The sequence below is a fragment of the Streptomyces sp. NPDC001292 genome (genome assembly GCF_042896465.1).
GTDB lineage: Bacteria > Actinomycetota > Actinomycetes > Streptomycetales > Streptomycetaceae > Streptomyces.
This window is the reverse complement of the sequence record NZ_JBIAXG010000045.1, coordinates 1-17,975: the sequence shown is the minus strand read 5'-3', so window position 1 is coordinate 17,975 and position 17,975 is coordinate 1. Positions and strand designations below refer to the sequence as shown.

The following is a 17,975-nucleotide window of genomic DNA, read 5'->3' as shown; positions in this document are numbered from 1 at the left end:
TCAATGCAGGTAACACGCCGTCGTCAGCGTGTCGAGAAGGACCATTTCGACTTTCTCGGTAGACGCATCGGCCGCCGGATACCTCTGGCAACGGCAGGCATCACCGCTGTCGCCGTGGCCGCCGCCGGCACCGCTTTCGCCCAGACGCACCAGTTCGGCACCGACCAGGTCGGCCAGACCACCGCTCAGGGCCAGGTCGTCTCCAGCGACCAGTACATCGCCCCGTACGGCGAGCGCCTCGTCATCAACAACGGCAAGATCATGTCGTCCTCGGTCAGCCCGGACGGCACCCACGTCGCGGCCTCGGTCACCGACGGTGGAATGGCTCTGGCCATCGTGAACCTGAAGAACTGGAAGGTGCAGCAGCTCGTCGGCAACAACGCGTCGGCGGATCTGCGCATCAGCGGCAACGACGTGGGCCAGGAAGGCCCCACGTACTCGCCCGACGGTTCGCAGCTGTGGCTGGGCCAGACTGACGGCTACACCAAGTTCACCGTGAACCCGGACGGCACCCTCGCCAACCCGGTGTTCATCCGGATCCCGGCGGACGGGCCCAAGCGGGCGCTGGTGGGCGAGGCGGTGTTCTCGCCTGACGGCTCCACCGTGTACTCCGCGGTCAACGGCCAGAACCGGGTGGTCGCCATCAACGCGACGACCGGGGAGATCGAGCAGAGCTGGGCCGTGGGCAACGCCCCGCGTGACATGGTCCAGGTCGGCACCAAGCTCTACGTCAGCAACGAGGGCGGGCGTCCGGCGAAGCCCGGCGACACCACGCTCAACTCGTACGGCACCCAGGTGCCGGCCGATCACTCCACCGGTGCCACCACCACCGGCACGGTCAGCGTCATCGATCTGGCGAACCCGGATGGCGACGTCACGAGCATCGACGTCGGTCTGCACCCGACCGCCCTGTACGCCAAGAACGGGGCGCTGTTCGTCACCAACACCGCCACCGACGACCTGTCGGTCATCGACACGGCCAGCAACAAGGTCGTGCAGACCATCGCCACCCGCCCGTGGCCGGAGGCGTCGGTGGGCTACGAGCCCAACGCGGTGACGCTCACCGACGACGGTCACCTGCTGGTGACGCTCGGCCGGGCCAACGCGGTCGCCGTCTACCGGTACACGTCCCCGCAGGAGCCGGTCAGCTACGTCGGCCTGCTCCCGACGGACTACTTCCCCGCGGAGATCACCACCGTCGGCAACGAGGTGGTGGTCTCCAACACCCGCGGTATCGACGCCCGTCGCCCCAACAACCCCGCCGGGCACGGCACCCACGACACGACCTCGAGCCTGCAGCGGTTCACGCTGCCAAGCGACGATGTCATCAAGTCCCAGACCGGCAAGGTCTTCAGCCAGAACGGCTGGCACGGCGGCTCGGTCACGCTGTCCGAGGGCAAGGGCGACGTGAAGCCGGTGCCGGTCCCGCTGCGGCTCGGCGACCCCTCGACGATCAAGCACGTCTTCCTGATCGTCAAGGAGAACCGGACCTACGACCAGGTCTTCGGTGACGACCCGCGCGGCAACGGCGACCCGAAGCTGGCACAGTTCGGCGAGAACGTGACGCCGAACCAGCACGCGCTGGCCAAGCAGTTCGGGCTGTACGACAACACGTACGACATCGGCACGAACTCCGCCGAGGGCCACAACTGGCTGATGCAGGCCGACAACCCGGAGTACACCGAGTCCTCCGCCGGTGAGTACAAGCGCAGCTACGACACCCAGGACGACGCTCTCGGCCACCAGCGGACCGGCTTCATCTGGAGCGGTGCGCAGGCGGCGGGCAAGACCGTGCGGGACTTCGGCCAGTTCCACAAGTTCCTGACCAAGCCGTCCGGCGCGAGCTGGCAGAACCTGTACTGCGACACCAAGAACATGGCGGCAACCGGGCAGGACACCGCCTACCGCATGGTCTCGTCCTCGCCGATCCCGTCGCTCAACGACGTGTCGGTGCCGGGCTTCCCGAAGTACGACCTCAGTGTCCCGGACATCTACCGGGCCCAGATCTTCAAGCAGGACTTCGAGAAGAACGGGCCGGCGAACCTGAACATGCTCTGGCTCTCCAGCGACCACACCGGCGGTCCGGCGAGCGCGGCCGCTCAGGTCGCGGACAACGACCTCGCGGTCGGCGAGATCGTCGACACGATCTCGCACAGCAAGTACTGGAAGGACTCGGCGATCTTCGTCGTCGAGGACGACTCCCAGGCCGGCCTCGACCACGTCGACGGCCACCGTGCCCCGATCCAGATCATCAGCCCCTGGGCCCAGCACGGCAAGGTCGACAGCCGCTACTACTCGCAGATCACGATGATCCGCACCATCGAGCAGATCCTCGGGATCCGCCCGATGAACCAAAAGGACAGCGCGGCCAGCCCGATGCGTGGGGCGTTCACCCAGAACGCGGACTTCACGCCCTTCAAGGCGCTGCCCAACCGGACCTCGCTGACCGATGGTCTGAAGACCCCGCCTTCCTGCGGCCTGGACACCCCGGCGCCGCAGAATCCGGATGCGGCGGCGGCGCCGTCGGCGAAGGTGCCGGCTGACAAGCAGGCGGTCGCGACGAAGTGGGACAACTGGAAGTCGAAGCAGCGGCTGACCGGACCCAACGCCGTGCCCGACTTCGCGAACCCCGCTCAGATGAACCACTTCACGTGGTACGAGGCGCACGGGTGGAAGAAGCCGTACCCCGGCGAGGACAAGATCTTCGCGCCGGAGGACGTGCCGGGCGCCTACATCCCGTCGGCGGAGTCCGACGGCTGACGTAGGCTGATCGCGTCAGGGGTCACCTGGTCGGCGTCGGCGGATTCCAGGAGTCGTCACGACACGTTGACCAGGCCGCAAGCAATGCATGCAGGCGCTCGGCTGGGCTTTCCCAGCCGAGCGCTTTGCGTGGGCGGCCGTTGAGCGCGGCGGCGACGGCAGGCACCCTTGTTCTCGATGACGGCACGGGTCCGCGCGCTACACCACCGACTGCGGAACAGAGAACATCTCGCGCAACAGCCGGTTCGGCCTGACGGTGCAGGCCGACGCCCGCATCCTGTTCCCCTACTCGCCGACCTCGCCCCCGACCGCATGCCGCACCCAGCCGCAGACCTTCGCCTACGAACGCGGCACCAGCAGCGACCCCGAAGTACGGGCCCGATCGCTCGAGCCAAGGCCACCTGCCGGCGCCGCCCTATAGCCGCAGCCTGCCTGCAATGGGCGCTGGTTCACCCCGAGCTCACCCCGGAAGGCATCTGGGCGGCAACCACTGCCAGCGAGCGCACCGGCCTGCGGCACAGGCTCATCGCGCGCCTTGGCAAGGACTGGGTCGTCGTCGTTGCTGACCGTCGTCGCGTTGAAGGAGCGATGCACTGACACAGGCCCGCGGCCGGCTGAGGATTCGGATCTTGCTGCCGGGGCCGACGGAAGGACGCCTGCGCGGCTCCCTGTGCTGGGAAAACAACAAAAGCAGGGTCTACTTTGCGGTGGTCAGCGACTCCTACTTGACGGACACAGCAGCAGACGGCCGCCGAGCGGAGCTGTTCTCTAACGACGCCTGGTCGGGAACCGTACTCAGGTCCAACGTCACCACCGGCGCTGGCACCCAGGTCAGTCTGGCCGGCTACGGGTGGGGGACGACGCCGCCGCAGCGTCGGACACAAAGCTCAGGCTGTGTACGAGCAAGGCTGGCGCTGACCGGAAATGCAGCGCCTGGTACTGACATCAGCACTCCCTTCCCTCCTGCTCTGGGCGAAGCGGATGTCCAGGCACAGCACCTGATACGGCGCCACGGTCCCCCGCCGGCTGACGGTCGGCGGGGGATCGTGGCGCCCTCGAAGGTGTCGTGGGCGTCGGCGGGGCCTCCGTGCTCCGAGCCGGGCTAAAAGATGTCCGTGTCGTCCACGGCCAGGGCCTGTCTGCGGCCGGGACGTGCGGCGGACTCAGGGCGACAGGCTTGGGCCTAGGGGCGGCGGCCGGTGGCCGAGCCGAAGCCCAGCCAGGTGTGCCGGTTGTTCCACCAGCACCAGCCCACCTTGGGGGCGTCACGCCGCTCGCGGCCGTCCCGCCCGGTGCCGTTGCTGATCCAGATCGCCGGGGTGCGGGCGTCCAGGGTGCCGTTGGCCTTGCGCAGCCGCGAACCGATGGTCATGAAGCAGTGGTTGCGCTCCAGCACCTCGGGCTGCTGCAGCAGCCAGTGGATGCCCTCGGTGAGCACGAGCGGGGTGCGGTCCTCCTTGGTGAGGGCGGGCAGGGCCTCGTCCGGGCTCCAGTTGGCCATGTGGTCGCCGCGGTCGAGGCCGGTGACGAGGTAGAGGGGCGCGTCGGGCAACTCGGCGTGGTGGGGCACGAACTGGTCGACGTCGGACATGTCGAGGACGACGAAGCCGGGCTTGCCTTCGCGGCGGAGCAGCGGTGCGAGGGCGGAGGCGGGGGCCCGGTCCGGGTGGACGGCGAGCAGGACGCCGCCGTCCCCGACCTCGGCGCTCTCGGAGAAGGCCCGCAGCTCGGCGGCGGATATCCCGGCGAGCTCGGGCACCCCGAGTTCGATCAGGCGCTCGGCCTGGGCGGCGAGCGGCGGAAGCGGAGTCACAGCGTCACCGGAAACGGTTTCGGGCACGGGAAAGGTACTCCCTCGTTTCATGATCGAAGCAGTGGCCCCGGGTCAACGAGGCGGCCCGCCGGAATGTTCCCGGGCCGTGCTCCGAGCGGAGGCGGGAGGGAGAATCCCAAGCGCCCAGCAGTGCAAGGGGCCGAGTACCGAAGCGGGGCACGGGGGCGGACCGTCTCGTAGTAGCGAGGAAGCCCGGTAATGCGGGCGGAGCGAAGGGGAGGGATCATCTGGGCCTGCTTGGCGGTCAACCGGCTGTGCCGGGAGGAGCTGGGTGAGCGGGTCGAAGTCGTTCGAGATCTCGAAGCATGTGGTCTGGGAGGCGCTCCGGAAGATCGTTGCTCGCACTACTGCGGTTGCCGAACCGCCGGAGCCTTCGTGACCTGGACCGTTGTCGCCTGGCGATGATCAGAGGACGCAGGCACCCATCGAAACAGCACCTACTCCCGCTCGACCGGAACGTGGCGCTTCAGACGATCTTCATCCGCGCGGATGATTTACACCACCCCTGTCCCAGGCCACGGACTACGCTCTGGGGCGCGCATCGAGTCGTGATCAATGGGTGGTCCCGGCGAGGACTTTGATCCAGATCATCGAGGCGCGTAGGAGTAGGTCGGCGAGGTAGCTGTCTGGGGTCTTGTCGTCCGGGTGGCGATGCCGCGGCCATGGCTTGTTGATCAGCCGTTCGACGGTGTTTCTCTCCTTGTAGAGGTCGGCGTGACCGTTTTTCGCTCTGCGCCCCGGTCGCCCCTGATCGGTCCCCGATCCGACCCGGAAAAGCCCCTGATACGGGCGCCACAGGGGCGACAGTGCACCTAACGTGACGACGGTGCCCCGGCCGGGTCTGCACGCCTGACACAACCGCTCTCTTCACGAGGAGGATCCATGCCGTTAAGGGGCAGATCCGCACTGCGGCGGATCGCCGCGCGGGGCACGGCCATGGCCGTGGGAGCCGCCATGGCCGTCACTACCGGCCTCGCCGCCGCTCCTGCGGTCCACGCGTCGCCGTCTGCCACCGGGGCCCTGCGGTGGGCACCGTGTGACGACCCGGAGAAGCCGGGAGCCGAGTGCGCCACTCTTTCGGTGCCGGTCGACTGGGCCCACCCGAACGGGCCCAGACTCGACCTGGCTGTGGCCCGCCGCAAGGCCACCGACCCCGGCGCACGCGTCGGCTCGATGGTGTTCGGCCCCGGCGGGCCGGGCGACTCGGGTGTGGAGATGGTGGTGGGCCGTATCAGCCGATTCAGCCCCGAGGTCCGCCGCAGGTTCGACATAGTCAGCTTCGACCCGCGCGGCGTGGGCGGCAGCAACCCGGTGACCTGCTCCGGTGACCTGCTTGCCAAGCGGCCGTCACCGGAGCTGAAGAGCCAGGCGGACTTCGACGCCACCATGGCGTACAACAGGCGGCTCCGTGCCGACTGCCGGGCCCGTACCGGCCCGGTGTTCGACCACCTTGACACCGCCCAGACGGTCCGGGACCTGGACGCCCTCCGGGCCGCCCTTGGCGAGCGGAAACTGACCTTCCACGGCAGCTCGTACGGCACGCTGCTCGGGGCGCAGTACGCCGAGACCTACCCGCGCCGCGTGCGCGCGATGGTGTTGGAGAGCGTCATGGACCACAGCGTCCCGACCACCCGTGACTTCCTGCAGTCCGAGGCGGCCACGGCAGAGGATTCGTTCCAGGAGTTCGTGAAGTGGTGCGATGGTGCCGCGGACTGCGCGCTGCACGGCCGCGACGTCCGCGCCGTCTGGCAGGGCCTGTTGGCCCAGGCCGGGCGCGGCGAGCTGGAGGACCCGGCGAAGCCGGGCACCTCGCTGTCGTCTTCGGACCTGGTCAACAAGATCGCGTTCCGGAAGTTCTACGAGGCCGAATACGCGGGCCTGGCAACGGTGATCGCGGGGATGGACGCGAGCAAGCCTCTGCCCGCGTCGCCCACGTCGATAGCGCCGCTTCCTCCGGCCACCCCAGTCTTCTGTTCGGACTGGCACCTGCCAGTGCGCGACTACCGAGAGTACGCCTCGCTCGTCACCATGATGAACACGACCGCGCCTGACCTGCCTTACCTGCTGCCGATACACATGGCAGCGGCGTGTCTGGGCGCGCCGACCGCCAACCCGCAGCACCGCCTGGACGCACACGGTGCCCCGCCGATCCTGGTGTCCAACGCGCTGCACGACCCCGCCACCGGCTACCCGTGGGCGGTCTCGGTGGCCCGACAGCTCGGCCGCAGCGGCGTGCTCCTCACCTACGAGGGCCACGGCCACGGCAGCGTCACCAGCGGCCCGTGTATGGAGGACGCCGTGGACAGCTATCTCACCGACCTGGCAGTCCCACCACGGGGCACCAGCTGCCCCGCCGTGCCGTTCTGACAGCTTGCCGATCCGGATCCGCCTTCCGTACGGACCCGGATCGGCAAGACTGATCACGACATCACACAGGCCCTAGCGGCGGCGAGCCAGCAAGTGGGCGTCGAGGAAGCCTCGCTCGGAGGCCGGGTCGTGGAGCAGCCGGGCGAACGTGACGAGCCCGGCCCTGGCCAGCAACTCGGCGAACTGGTCCACCGGCCAGCTATAGGCGGGTGTCACCTTGTGGTCGAAGCGGACCGGCTCCGGTTTGTCGGTCGCGAAGAACGAGACCAGGAGCAGGCCCCCTGGTGCCAGAACACGTACCTGCTCGGCGAGCAGCGGGGGCAATTCCTCAGGCGGGGTATGGATCATCGAGTAGTGGGCCAGCACGCCGCCGAGCGCGCCGTCCTCGACCGGCAGGGCCTCCATCCGCGCCTCGTCGAACCGCAGCGCCGGATGGGCCCGGCGGGCGTGGTCGACCATGCCCGGGGAGAGGTCGAGCCCGAAGGCGTCCAGCCCCAGGTCGTGCAGCATGGCCGTCAGATGTCCAGGCCCGCACCCGACGTCGGCTGCCCGCGGGTTCCCCGTACCGCGCACCAGCTCGGCGAAGGTGCCGATCATGTTCCGCGAGAACGGGTGCGTCTCCAACCGATTAGCGAACAACGACGCATAGAGCTCGACGACCCCGTCGTAGGCCGCCCTCGTCTCGTCCCGGTGTCCCGCCACGGGGAAGAAACTAACACCCTTGCCGTTCACGGCCGTTCTCCGGCACCATACCGCCCCTCGGGCTGATCCCATCACCTGAGTACGGGACGACCCCAGTAGTTCGGAGAAGGCAACTGGAGGGCCGCCGCGGGTGCCGGCGGTGATGGGGCTCGGTTCGAGGGGATGGAGGGCCAGCTGTGGGTGATCGCAGCGCGATCGAGTGGACTGAGGCCACGTGGAACCCGACCACGGGCTGCGACCGCGTCTCCAGCGGCTGCGACAACTGCTACGCGCTGGCGCTGGCGAAGCGATTGAAGGCGATGGGGTCGCCGAAATACCGGGTGGATGGTGATGCGCGCACGTCGGGTCCGGGTTTCGGGCTGACGCTGCACCCGGACGCGCTTCAGGTGCCGTATGGGTGGAGAAGCCCGCGCGTGGTGTTCGTGAACTCGATGTCCGGCCTGTTCCATGCCCGGGTGCCGCTCGAGTACGTGCGCCGCGTTTTCGAGGTGATCGCCGAGACCCCGCAGCACACCTACCAGGTGCTCACCAAGCGGGCGCGGCGTCTGCGGCAGGTCACGGACCGGCTTGAGTGGCCGGAGAACCTGTGGATGGGTGTCTCTGTGGAGAGCGGGCGGGAGCTGCCGCGCGTGGACGATCTGCGGCAGGTGCCGGCCGCGGTGCGGTTCTTGTCGTGCGAGCCGTTGCTCGGGCCGCTGGACGGCTTGGAGCTGTCCAGCATCGACTGGGTCATCGCGGGCGGCGAGTCGGGCCTGGGCACCGGCCGCTGGACGAGGCGTGGGTGACGCAGATCCGGGATGCCTGCCAGCAGGCTGAGGTGGCGTTCTTCTTCAAGCAGTGGGGCGGCCGCACCCCGAAGGCAGGCGGCCGCGAACTGGACGGCCGGACCTGGGGACGAGATGCCGCAGGCCGCAGCAGTGTGACGAAGCCGGGCCGGCCGGTCCGGCTTCGTCACGGCCCCGTACGAGCAGGTCATCTCCGTCGCGGCCGACCCAGACCACCGACGTCTGCGGGCTTCCGTCCGGGTTGACCGTGGCGAGGACGGCCGGAATCGGCGCATCGAGCAGCGCCCGGACGGAATCGTTCAGCATGGCTGTCATTCGGGCGAAGCTATCTGCCGCCCGGCTCGTCTCGCACCTGGATTTGGTCGACTGAGCCCCGTCGGCAGCGGGCCTGGTGGGCTTTCGGGAGGCTTCGGGCCCGATGTGCGTGCTCATCTGACGGCAGCGCCGAACCACGTGGGTAGCCGGCTGAGCAGGTCCTGCTGGTCTTCCCCGATCCATGCCACGTGGCCGTCCGGCCGCAGCAGCACGGCGGGCACGTCGAGTTCCTCGCTGACGTCGGCGACGTGGTCGACCCGGTCTGCCCAGCCCGCTACCGAGAGGCGGCCGGTCTGGTCGAGCAACAGCCCTCGGCCACTGCACATCAGCTGGTAGAGGCGGCCTTGCTTCAACTGCACGTCGCGCAGCCGGCGGCCGAGCAGTGGGTGGCCGTCGCCGAAGTCGTAGCGGACCCCGATCGCGGTGATCTTCTCGATCAGGTACCGGTTCACGTCCTCGAAGTCCATCAGTTCCGACACCAGGCGGCGCGCGGCCTGGGGGCCCGGCTCGGGGGAGAGCAGTTCGCTCTGCGCGCGGGTGTTGTCGAGCACGGCGGCGGCTACCGGGTGCCGTTCGGGGTGGTAGCTGTCCAACAGCCCTTCGGGCGCCCAGCCGTCCACCTCGGCGGCCAGTTTCCAGCCCAGGTTGAACGCGTCCTGGAGGCCGAGGTTGAGGCCCTGCCCGCCCAGCGGTGGGTGGATGTGCGCCGCGTCGCCGGCCAGCAGGACCCGGCCGACCCGGTAACGCTCGGCCAGCCGGGTGGCGTCGCCGAAGCGGGACAGGAAGCGCGGCGAGTGCACCCCGAAGTCGGTTCCGGCGATCTCCCGTAGCCGCCCGGTCAACTCATCGAGGGTCGGCGGGACGCGGCGGTCCTCGGCCACCTCCTCGGCGCGCACGACGAAGCGGTACACCCCTTCCTCGTGGGGTGCAGGGCCGAACCGCAGGTCCGCCGTGCCGAGTTCGGCCGCCACGGCAGTCAGCGTCTCCTGCGGGGCGGCCACCTCTACTTCGCCCAGCAGCCACTCGGCTTCGGCAGGCTCACCGGGGAAGCCGACCCCGAGCAGCTTGCGCACGGTGCTGCGGCCGCCGTCGCAGCCGACGAGGTAACGCGCGCGCAACCGGGTGCCGTCGGCCAGCTCGGCGGTCACCCCGTGGTCGTCCTGGCTCAACCCGACCAGTTCGCAGCCGCGCTGCATCTCGGTGCCGAGCTCGGTGGCGTGCTCGGTCAGCAGGCGCTCGGTGGCGGTCTGCGGGATGCCGAGGATGTAGGGGTGTGCGGTGTCCAGCCGCTCCGGCGGCGACTTTCGGATGCCGGCGAAAAGACCACCAATCGGGTACTGCTTGCCGAGTGCGAGGAACCGGTCCAGCAGACCGCGCTGGTCCATCACCTCGATGCTGCGCACGTGCAGACCGAGCGCACGGACCTGCCTGGTCGGCTCCGCGTCCTTCTCCAACAGGAGCACATGCACGCCGTGCAGCCGCAACTCGGCGGCCAGCATCAAGCCGGTCGGTCCGGCGCCGGCAACGATCACGTCGATCATCAAATCCCTCATTTTCCACAAGGTGTACTTCGGGCAGCGGGGCTCCCCACCACTTGAGGTGCGAGTTCAGCGGCGCAGCGCGGTCTCCTGCTCCAGACGCGACAACTTCTCGGGATTGCGCACGAAATACAGCCCGGTGATCAGGCCGCCCTCGGTCCGCACCGCCAGGACGCCCTCGACCTGCCCGCCGATCCGCATGATCAGTGCCGGGTGGCCGTTGATCTGCGCCGACTCCACCGACGCGGTGCCCGCGATCCTGCCCAGCCCCGCCGTCAACAAGGCAGCGACCGGATCGGCCCCCACGATCGGCTCCAGCGCGGCCTGGACGACTCCGCCGCCGTCGCTCAAGAACACCACATCCGGGGCGAGCTGATCGAGCAGACTCTGCAGGTCACCTGTTTCGACCGCTCGTTGGAAGGCCAGCAGCGCCGCGCGGTTCTGGGCCTGGGACACGGCAGCACGTGGTCGCCGAGCCGCGACATGGTTCCGGGCCCGGTGCGCGATCTGCCGGACGGTGACCGTGTTCTTGTCCACGGTCTCGGCGATCTCGTCGTAGTCCAGACCGAACACCTCCCGCAGCACGAACACCGCGCGCTCGGTCGGATTGAGCGTCTCCATCACCAGCAGCATCGCCATCGAGACGCCCTCGGCCAGCTCGACATCCTCGGCCACGTCCGGCGCGGTCAACAGCGGCTCGGGCAGCCAGGGACCGACGTAGGACTCCTTGCGCCGGCGCAGCGAACGCAGCCGCATCAGTGCCTGGCGGGTGGTGACCCGGACCAGATACGCGCGCGGGTCTTGCACGGCGTCCTGGTCGACCTTCACCCACCGCATCCAGGTCTCCTGCAGGACGTCCTCGGCGTCGGCGGCCGAGCCAAGCATCTCGTAGGCGACGGTGAACAACAGGTTCCGATGGGCGATGAACGACTCGGTGGCCTGATCGGCACGCCCGCCTTCCAACTGCGGCTCGTCGCCGCCCATGGTTCGGTCACTGTGCTCGCTCATCACCGGCTCCATCCGTTCCGGATCTTCCTATTGCCGCACACGAGATGCCGGCCCTGCAGGTCGTGTGACACCTGCCGACAGTGACATGGGTCACACGGCTGCGCTGTCACGCCGCTTGGGCCACCGGCATCTCCTGGTCGATTGCGCCACGACAACATGCAAGGAGTACACATCATGACCGCTCGCTTGAGCTTGTTCGGCAACCCGGACGCGACCGCAGCCAAAGCCGCCACCCAGTTCGGCGCGGCGAGCAAGACGATCCTTCAGGAGTCGGCCCTGCCCGCCGCGACCCAGAAGCTGGTGCTGCTGCGCGCCAGCCAGATCAACGGCGACGGCTACGCCACCGACGTGTGGACCAAGAACGCCGCGGCCGCCGGGGAGAGCGCCACCCGCCTCAACCTGGTCGCCGCCTGGCGCGAGTCCACGGTGTTCACCGACGCCGAGCGCGCCGCCTTGGAGCTCGCGGAGCAGGGCACTGACATCGCCTACGCCGCCGGCGGCGTCAGCGACGACGCCTGGGCGGACGCCGTCAAACACTACGACGAGGACCAACTGTCCGATCTGGTGATGCTCGTCGCCCTGATCAACGCGACCAACCGCATGAGCGTCATCGTCCGGCAGCGCGGCGGCGACTACGAGCCTGGCCGCCTCGGCTAGCCGGCGGTCGTTGTCCGCGATCCGCAATACGCCGCGTGAAGGATCCGCGCGATACCCAGACTCACGAGTAAGGACCCACATCATGGAACCCCGATTCGATCTGTTGGCCAACGACCTCGGCGCCAAGATCGCCAAGCGGATCTACAACGTCGCCCTGGCGATCGTCGACTCGCCGCTGCCCCGGGCCACCCAGAATCTGGTGATGCTGCGCGCCAGCCAGATCAACGGCTGCGGCTTCTGCGTCGACTACCACGCCAAGGACGCCACGGCCGTCGGCGAGACCGCGGTCCGCCTCAGCCTGGTCGCCGCCTGGCGCGAGTCCACGGTGTTCACCGACGCCGAACGCGCGGCGCTGGCGCTCACCGAGGAGGGCACCCGGATCGCCGACGCCCACAAGGCGGTGTCGGACGAGACGTGGGCCAAGGTGCGCAAGCACTACGACGACGACCAGATCGCCGCGCTGGTCTCCCTGATCGCCATGATCAACGCCAACAACCGGCTCAACGTGATCGTGCGCAACCCCGGAGGCTCCTACCAGCCCGGCCAGTTCGCCGGCATGGCCAACTGACCAGCACGCTCACCACCACCCGGCCCGGGATCATCCACCCCGGGCCGGCATCAACGACCGCAGCCAAGGAGAGTCATGAACCTCGCATTCTGGATCGCCGCCGGCTTGCTCGCCCTGGTCGCGCTCACCGGGGGCCTCACGAAATCCTTCATCCCGAAGGCGAAGCTCGCCACCGTCCACGGCGCCGAATGGACCGCAGGATTCGGCGCCAGCGCCATCAGAGCCCTGGGAGCCCTCGAACTCCTTGCCGCGGCCGGCCTGGTCCTGCCCAAGGCGCTCGGCATAGCACCGGTCATGGTCCCAGTGACCGCAACCTGCTGGATCGCCCTGATGATCGGCGCGATGGTCACCCACGGCCGCCTCGGCCAGTACAAGCTCGTCGCGGTCAACGTCGTCTACCTCGCGATCGCGGTCTTGATCGCCGTGGGCCGTTTCTAGCCGACGACCCGGCCACCCGCCGTACCCACCACCAGCCCAACACCTGACCCCCTTCTCGACACCGCCATCGGGAGGAAACATGATCACCGTTCTCGTGACCGGCGCCGCTGGCACTCAGGGCGGAGCCACAGCCGAGCCGGGTCGGACCGGTCTTGTTCGCCACCAGGTCCCAGTCGCCGTCCACCAGCGTCCAGCACGCCACCACGTCTTCCGGCGACCACTCCTGCCGCACACCCGCCCCATTTCGTCGTCCCACCCTGGGATTCGCTCGTTCAGCCCAACGAGGCGCACGACGACGAGAAACGGGAGATCTGACCCACTGAAAGCTACCGGTCGGTTAGTTGCTCCCCGGTGTCCGAGCTAGGACTACGGGGCCGGTACGGGGGCGAGGAGATCGGCGGTGTCGTCGCCCTGGGGTGGCTGCACCCGCCAGATCGTACAGAAAAGGGTGCCCCTCAAGTTCTTGAGTACGTCGGCTTTTTGACACCGCTTTATGGGCATGATCCGGTACCGATCCGGCCGCGCGCGGCCGCTTACTGATCTTGCTCATCAATCGGTCGACAGATGAGCGCCACGCGAACGAATTGTGCGTTCGCGAACATGCACGGCACCCTTTCGGTCACTCGTGTGTTTGTGCAATCTTCGGGTTGTTGGTCCCAGCGCTACTGATCGGCATGCTGCTGATGGTGGTCGGAGCCAGCGGTGCTCGGAGAGGACGACACGGTGTGTGGCTGAGGTGTTGCCGCCGGAGTCCGGGGTGTGGTCCCGCTGCGGTGAATCCACAGGAGAGCTCCTGCAAGCAGCACGGTGCCTCCCAACAGCCAGGGCAGCGGGCCTGACGGAAGGACACCAATGATCAAGCCGGTGAGAGCTCCCACCAGTTGCTGGGCGAGAGACTGGACGGACAGCGCGGTGGCCCGGCCCGAACTTGCGACACGGCGATGCAAGAGGTCGTTCTCGCTCGGCCCTGCCGCGCCAAGCCCGAGGTAGACCAGGCCGTAGCCGATGGCAGCGAGGACCATGGAGCCTACTCCTGCGAACGCTGCGGTGGCGCCGAGCAGAAGCAGGCCGCTCGCGCTCGCGCCGAGGCTTACCATGACCGCACGCTCGCCACTGCCCGCAAGCCGGGCGGTCAGCGGTGCGAGGTGGCTGCCGATACCCGCGCAGATGAATCCGGCGCAGGCGAGTGCGGCAAAAAGCACCGCCCCCGACTCCGGCGCGCCCGTGAGGGCCGCGGCACGGCCCGGCGTGAGCAGTTCGATCGCGGCCAGGGCGCTGCCGGCGGCCCCTGCGCTGAGGAGCACCCGGCGGATCAACGCGTCGTGGCCCCCCAGACGCAGTCCGCCCATGACAGTGGCCGGGATGCCTCGGAGTACGTCGGGCAGGGTAGCTGCCGGCCGGGGCGGCTCCCGCAAAGCGGTCAGGACATACAGCACGAAGGTGATCTCGACCGCTGCACCCAGCAGCATCGGAACAGAAAGGGGCAGCACCAGCTCGGACGTTGTCTCGCTCAGTCGGGCGCCGAGGTCGGGGCCGAGTCCGAGCAGCCAAGGAAGGGCACCGCCGAGCAGGGTGCCCGTGGCGAGCGCGGCAGATGTCGCGGAGCCGCCGCGGGCCAGCCCGGTGCGCAGTTCGGCGTCGGGGCCCGAGTGCGCCTGGACGGTGTCAACGTACCAGGCTTCGGCCGGGCCGCTGGACAGGGCACGGCCCGCGCCCATCAGGGCCATGCCGAGGCCGAGCAGCCAAGGAGCAGTGCCCAGGCCCACGAGGGTCAAGGCGGCCAGGTTCAGCAGGCCGGCGGAGACCAGAACAGCGCGGCGTCCGAGGACGTCGGACAGTCCTCCGGTGGGCAGTTCCAGTGCGGCGGCGGTGAGGGAGTGCGCGGCGAAGAAGCCCGCGATGGTCGCCATGGCCATGCCGCGCTCGGTGAACAGCAGGATCAGGGGAGCGATGCTCAGTCCCAGTGGCAGCCAGAACAGAACGCAGACGGTGATGTAGCGGCGGCGTGTGGTGCGTATGTCCAGCGGCCCGGTCATGACGCGTTCTCGGCACCTGTGCCCGCAGGGGCAGAGGTCTCTGCCTCAGCGCCGGGGTCGCGCGGTGCCAGGGGTAGCCCGGCGGTGAGGAATACGACTTGCGCGGCGCGCGGATCTTCTGCATCGCGGGCGGTCAGTTCCTCCAGCTTCCGGTCGAGCACGTCCCAGAGTTCGGTGAGCGACTCGGGGGTCAGTCGGGGCATCAGGTCGTTGATTCCGGACGGCTCCACCCACTCCTGGCCCAGCCGCCCGTCGGCGATGTCGGCCTCGTGCCGGGCGAGAGACGCCTCCAGGTTCTCGATCTGGGCCTTGCGTGACAGGCTGACCAGGGCCTGGCTGCCCGACGCGGCTGCCATTGCCTTGTTACTCCAGGAGGTCACGAAGTGCACCGCCTGCCAGCGGCGCTCCCGCCCGTCACGGTGCTCGGCCTCGGCAACGAACGCGTACTTCGCCAGAACCCGCAAGTGATAACTGGTGGAAGCGGACGACTCCCCGGTCCTGACCGCGAGTTCACTCGCGGTGGCCGGGCCGTCCTGCCGCAGCATCCCCAGCAGCCGGATGCGCAGAGGGTGCGTAAGGGCCTTCAGGGCTGCTGCATCCTGCTCGGGATCGAGCACGCGCTTCTGTTCTTCGCTGACCATGACGGGAGGGTAGAACGACCCAGAGGCTTTCCAAAAGTATTTTTGCAGAAATTCTTTTGGAAAGTTGGCTGGTAGCCCGTCACCGGCACTGCGTCGGTGACGGGACTGAGCAGCCTCACGCGTCCGTACGTACCTCGCGAGGCTTCACCCACCGCAGCCATACAGCCTCGGACTCACCCACACGGATGACACCGTCGCAAGATCATCGCCGTTTGCGGCTGGTGACGATTCTGCTGGCTTATTCCGTGCCCGGCGGGGCTGGCAGTTCGTTGGTCGGGACAGCAGCGGCCGTCTTGGCGATCCCGGTCGCGGGTGGTGTGTGGAATGTCGATGCGGCCGAGGCCGTGGCCGAAGGTGCCTGAGCTGACCGCGCAGGTGGCGCGGGCGGTGGCGGCGCGGGGCCCGTACCCGTTGGCGATGCGGGTCCGTGACGAGCTGGGCGAGTTGTTCGCGGACGCCGAGTTCGCCGAGGCGTTCGGATCCAGAGGGCGGCCGGGCTGGTCACCGGGCCAGCTGGCGCTGGTGACGGTGTTGCAGTTCGCCGAGAACCTCACCGACCGGGCGGTGGCGCATCGGGTGCGGTACGGCATGGACCTGAAGTACGCGCTCGGCCTACGCGACGGCGTCCGCGTCCCCTGCAGCTCCGAAGCCCCTGTTGGTTCGGGCGAGTTCGGACCGAATGTACGCGGCGGCGTCGATGCCTGTTGCCGTGAGGAGGTGGACGGTCACGTGGTGGTTCGGTGCGCCCGGCGGCCGCGCGACCTTGGTCCAGGAGCGCGCGGGCCCGCCGCACTTCCTCCGGCAGGGTGCTCCAGGTGAGCATGGTGCCGTCCGCGGCCTCGCCGGACAGCAGCAGCGTCCGAGGGCCGCCCGCCCCTGCGAACACCGCCGGGCCGACGCCGGCGGCCACCCCCAGGTCACATCGTCGAGCTTTACGTACTGCCCCTTGGTGGTAACCGTCTCACCGCGCAGCGGCGCCCGCAGCGCCGCGAGGTACTCGCGCAGCAGCGTGACCGGCGACTCCACCTGTGTGCCTGCCTGCCCCATCCATACCCGAACCCCGTGTCCGACCCCGAGCGTGACCCGCCCCCACACGCACCCGCTCCGTCCGTGCCGGCACGGCCGACGCCGCGGCGATCCCGCTCTCCAGGAAGCAGTCCTCCCACGGCCACAGCTCTTCCAGGCCGGCGTCGTCCGCCGTGCGGGCCACCGCCGGCAGCCACTCGGAAGGGAGTTGAGGCCGGAACACAGCGCCAAGTCCAGTCATGCGCCCCTTCCTACCCATCTCTCCTGACGCGGACAACCTTCGCCTTGATGACGCTTTGTTGAAGCCGGACCATACGGCGCACGGTGTCCCGACCGAGCACGAGTGGCTCGCCCGATGAACCTGGGTGGACTATCCGTCACGGCGCCCCGCATCAGCTCCGGGCGCGACTGGCTGAACCGGCTGATCGACAAAGTCACGGTTGATACCCCATGCGGGACGCTCCCGTCCACCTCGTGCATGGCCGCGCAGCTCTGGGAACAGCCGACACACCCCCAATACGACACCACAACCGAGGTTCACTTTTGAACAAGTGTTCTGAACGAACGTCTTGAACATCGGTTCAGATGGGCGTACCCTGCACGTCATGGGACACCGCGAACAGCTGATGGCAGGGGCGAAGCAGTGCCTGGAGGAGCGGGGGTACGCCCGTACCACCTCCCGGGACATCGCTGCTGCGGCCAAGGCTCCTCTCGGAACGATCAACTACCACTACGGGTCAAAGGAAGCGCTGCTCAATGCGGCGCTCTTGGAGACACTGCGGGAGTGGGGTGACAAGGTCCTCGCCCGCCCGGAAGAATCCCCCGAGAGTCAGACGGTGGCACGACCAGAGGCGTTGTGGGCACGGGTTATCGAGTCCCAGGTCACCGATCGGCCGCTACTGGTGGCCAGTACCGAGGCGCTCGTCCAGGCCGAGCGCTCCCCCGAGATCCGGCAGCAGATCGCCGACGCATTCGAGCAGTCCCGCACCGAAATGGCGGCGGATCTGCACGGCATCGACGGTGTAAAGAACGTCGAACTGGCCCGCGCAGTTGGGTCGGTACATATGGCCCTGGTGGCCGGCCTGACACAGCAGTGGCTGATCGATCCCGAACGGGCCCCTTCCGCGCCCGAGGTGGCGGCAGGGCTCAGGGCAATCGCCCAGACCCTCGACGCCGACTCCTGAATCGGGGCGGTAGTGCGAGATCCGTTCACGCACCTGCACGTCCACACCCAGTACTCGCTGCTGGACGGTGCCGCGCGGCTGAAGGACATGTTCAACGCCTGCAATGAGATGGGCAT

The 17,975-nt window shown here is 68.6% G+C and carries 16 protein-coding genes and 4 pseudogenes; 11 read left to right on the top strand and 9 right to left on the bottom strand.

Features of this window, described 5'->3' with window-relative positions:
* The first annotated feature begins 3 nt into the window (after positions 1-3).
* Together ACFY4A_RS33880 and ACFY4A_RS33875 are read left to right on the top strand one after the other, a co-directional pair.
* Complete coding sequence (locus ACFY4A_RS33880; protein ID WP_390833155.1) at positions 4-2,760, top strand: alkaline phosphatase family protein; 2,757 nt, start codon at positions 4-6, stop codon at positions 2,758-2,760.
* A gap of 177 nt (positions 2,761-2,937) precedes the next feature.
* Positions 2,938-3,357 (top strand): WhiB family transcriptional regulator, encoded by a 420-nt coding sequence (locus ACFY4A_RS33875; protein WP_390833154.1) that lies wholly within the window; start codon positions 2,938-2,940, stop codon positions 3,355-3,357.
* Positions 3,358-3,943: 586 nt separating this feature from the next.
* Here ACFY4A_RS33875 and ACFY4A_RS33870 read toward each other — a convergent pair.
* Positions 3,944-4,624 (bottom strand): DUF5701 family protein, encoded by a 681-nt coding sequence (locus ACFY4A_RS33870; RefSeq protein ID WP_390833153.1) that lies wholly within the window; start codon positions 4,622-4,624, stop codon positions 3,944-3,946.
* A gap of 522 nt (positions 4,625-5,146) precedes the next feature.
* Positions 5,147-5,344, bottom strand: a pseudogene (locus ACFY4A_RS33865) (hypothetical protein); the annotation flags it as partial.
* 132 nt (positions 5,345-5,476) lie between these two features.
* Here ACFY4A_RS33865 and ACFY4A_RS33860 point away from each other — a divergent pair.
* Positions 5,477-6,961 (top strand): alpha/beta hydrolase, encoded by a 1,485-nt coding sequence (locus ACFY4A_RS33860; RefSeq protein WP_390833152.1) that lies wholly within the window; start codon positions 5,477-5,479, stop codon positions 6,959-6,961.
* Between the two features lie 72 nt (positions 6,962-7,033).
* Here the strand turns inward: ACFY4A_RS33860 and ACFY4A_RS33855 are convergent, their stop codons facing one another.
* Complete coding sequence (locus ACFY4A_RS33855; protein ID WP_390833200.1) at positions 7,034-7,663, bottom strand: class I SAM-dependent methyltransferase; 630 nt, start codon at positions 7,661-7,663, stop codon at positions 7,034-7,036.
* Between the two features lie 176 nt (positions 7,664-7,839).
* On the opposite strand from ACFY4A_RS33855, the pseudogene ACFY4A_RS33850 reads away from it, so the two are divergent.
* A pseudogene (locus ACFY4A_RS33850) lies at positions 7,840-8,495 on the top strand (DUF5131 family protein); the annotation flags it as partial.
* On the opposite strand, the gene ACFY4A_RS33845 reads toward ACFY4A_RS33850, so the two are convergent.
* The 3 genes from ACFY4A_RS33845 to ACFY4A_RS33835 form a co-directional block, all read right to left on the bottom strand.
* Entirely contained in the window at positions 8,494-8,754 is a 261-nt protein-coding gene (locus ACFY4A_RS33845; protein WP_390833199.1) for a pyridoxamine 5'-phosphate oxidase family protein, read from the bottom strand. The pseudogene ACFY4A_RS33850 and the gene ACFY4A_RS33845 overlap by 2 nt on opposite strands.
* A gap of 122 nt (positions 8,755-8,876) precedes the next feature.
* Positions 8,877-10,304, bottom strand: coding sequence for a rifampin monooxygenase (rox, locus tag ACFY4A_RS33840; RefSeq protein WP_390833151.1), 1,428 nt, complete (start codon positions 10,302-10,304; stop codon positions 8,877-8,879).
* Positions 10,305-10,370: 66 nt separating this feature from the next.
* The gene (locus ACFY4A_RS33835) at positions 10,371-11,309 is read right to left on the bottom strand and encodes an RNA polymerase sigma-70 factor (protein ID WP_390833150.1); all 939 of its coding nucleotides are present in this window, start codon (positions 11,307-11,309) and stop codon (positions 10,371-10,373) included.
* Positions 11,310-11,483: 174 nt separating this feature from the next.
* On the opposite strand from ACFY4A_RS33835, the gene ACFY4A_RS33830 reads away from it, so the two are divergent.
* The 3 genes from ACFY4A_RS33830 to ACFY4A_RS33820 all read left to right on the top strand — a co-directional run bounded on the left by ACFY4A_RS33830 (position 11,484) and on the right by ACFY4A_RS33820 (position 12,972).
* Complete coding sequence (locus tag ACFY4A_RS33830) at positions 11,484-11,966, top strand: carboxymuconolactone decarboxylase family protein (protein ID WP_390833149.1); 483 nt, start codon at positions 11,484-11,486, stop codon at positions 11,964-11,966.
* A gap of 82 nt (positions 11,967-12,048) precedes the next feature.
* The gene (locus ACFY4A_RS33825; RefSeq protein WP_390833148.1) at positions 12,049-12,534 is read left to right on the top strand and encodes a carboxymuconolactone decarboxylase family protein; all 486 of its coding nucleotides are present in this window, start codon (positions 12,049-12,051) and stop codon (positions 12,532-12,534) included.
* 75 nt (positions 12,535-12,609) lie between these two features.
* A complete protein-coding gene (locus tag ACFY4A_RS33820) occupies positions 12,610-12,972 on the top strand; it encodes a DoxX family protein (RefSeq protein WP_390833147.1) in 363 nt (120 codons plus the stop codon).
* Positions 12,973-13,634: 662 nt separating this feature from the next.
* On the opposite strand, the gene ACFY4A_RS33815 is transcribed toward ACFY4A_RS33820, so the two are convergent.
* Both ACFY4A_RS33815 and ACFY4A_RS33810 read right to left on the bottom strand, forming a co-directional pair.
* Entirely contained in the window at positions 13,635-15,008 is a 1,374-nt protein-coding gene (locus ACFY4A_RS33815; protein ID WP_390833146.1) for an MFS transporter, read from the bottom strand.
* The gene (locus tag ACFY4A_RS33810) at positions 15,005-15,649 is read right to left on the bottom strand and encodes an ArsR/SmtB family transcription factor (RefSeq protein ID WP_390833145.1); all 645 of its coding nucleotides are present in this window, start codon (positions 15,647-15,649) and stop codon (positions 15,005-15,007) included. The genes ACFY4A_RS33815 and ACFY4A_RS33810 overlap by 4 nt, the downstream gene beginning before the upstream one ends.
* 212 nt (positions 15,650-15,861) lie before the next feature.
* On the opposite strand from ACFY4A_RS33810, the gene ACFY4A_RS33805 reads away from it, so the two are divergent.
* Positions 15,862-16,011: a hypothetical protein gene (locus tag ACFY4A_RS33805; RefSeq protein ID WP_390833144.1), complete on the top strand. Its 150-nt coding sequence runs from the start codon at positions 15,862-15,864 to the stop codon at positions 16,009-16,011.
* Positions 15,974-16,210: pseudogene (locus ACFY4A_RS33800) on the top strand (IS1182 family transposase); the annotation flags it as partial. The gene ACFY4A_RS33805 and the pseudogene ACFY4A_RS33800, both read left to right, overlap by 38 nt.
* Positions 16,211-16,264: 54 nt before the next feature.
* Here the strand turns inward: ACFY4A_RS33800 and ACFY4A_RS33795 are convergent.
* Positions 16,265-16,916 (bottom strand): annotated as a pseudogene (locus ACFY4A_RS33795) (LLM class flavin-dependent oxidoreductase); the annotation flags it as partial.
* Positions 16,917-17,280: 364 nt separating this feature from the next.
* On the opposite strand from ACFY4A_RS33795, the gene ACFY4A_RS33790 reads away from it, so the two are divergent.
* Both ACFY4A_RS33790 and ACFY4A_RS33785 read left to right on the top strand, forming a co-directional pair.
* A complete protein-coding gene (locus ACFY4A_RS33790) occupies positions 17,281-17,859 on the top strand; it encodes a TetR/AcrR family transcriptional regulator (protein WP_390833143.1) in 579 nt (192 codons plus the stop codon).
* Positions 17,860-17,871: 12 nt separating this feature from the next.
* On the top strand, positions 17,872-17,975 hold a 104-nt coding region (locus ACFY4A_RS33785), incomplete at its 3' end, for a PHP domain-containing protein (RefSeq protein ID WP_390833198.1).

Coding starts and splice junctions, on each gene's coding strand:
- ACFY4A_RS33825 (WP_390833148.1), top strand. CDS start 12,049: ATGGAACCCCGATTCGATCTGTTGGCCAACGACCTCGGCGCCAAGATC.
- ACFY4A_RS33880 (WP_390833155.1), top strand. CDS start 4: ATGCAGGTAACACGCCGTCGTCAGCGTGTCGAGAAGGACCATTTCGAC.
- ACFY4A_RS33875 (WP_390833154.1), top strand. CDS start 2,938: ATGACGGCACGGGTCCGCGCGCTACACCACCGACTGCGGAACAGAGAA.
- rox (WP_390833151.1), bottom strand. CDS start 10,304: ATGATCGACGTGATCGTTGCCGGCGCCGGACCGACCGGCTTGATGCTG.
- ACFY4A_RS33830 (WP_390833149.1), top strand. CDS start 11,484: ATGACCGCTCGCTTGAGCTTGTTCGGCAACCCGGACGCGACCGCAGCC.
- ACFY4A_RS33835 (WP_390833150.1), bottom strand. CDS start 11,309: ATGAGCGAGCACAGTGACCGAACCATGGGCGGCGACGAGCCGCAGTTG.
- ACFY4A_RS33860 (WP_390833152.1), top strand. CDS start 5,477: ATGCCGTTAAGGGGCAGATCCGCACTGCGGCGGATCGCCGCGCGGGGC.
- ACFY4A_RS33790 (WP_390833143.1), top strand. CDS start 17,281: ATGGGACACCGCGAACAGCTGATGGCAGGGGCGAAGCAGTGCCTGGAG.
- ACFY4A_RS33820 (WP_390833147.1), top strand. CDS start 12,610: ATGAACCTCGCATTCTGGATCGCCGCCGGCTTGCTCGCCCTGGTCGCG.
- ACFY4A_RS33810 (WP_390833145.1), bottom strand. CDS start 15,649: ATGGTCAGCGAAGAACAGAAGCGCGTGCTCGATCCCGAGCAGGATGCA.
- ACFY4A_RS33870 (WP_390833153.1), bottom strand. CDS start 4,624: ATGAAACGAGGGAGTACCTTTCCCGTGCCCGAAACCGTTTCCGGTGAC.
- ACFY4A_RS33845 (WP_390833199.1), bottom strand. CDS start 8,754: ATGCTGAACGATTCCGTCCGGGCGCTGCTCGATGCGCCGATTCCGGCC.
- ACFY4A_RS33815 (WP_390833146.1), bottom strand. CDS start 15,008: ATGACCGGGCCGCTGGACATACGCACCACACGCCGCCGCTACATCACC.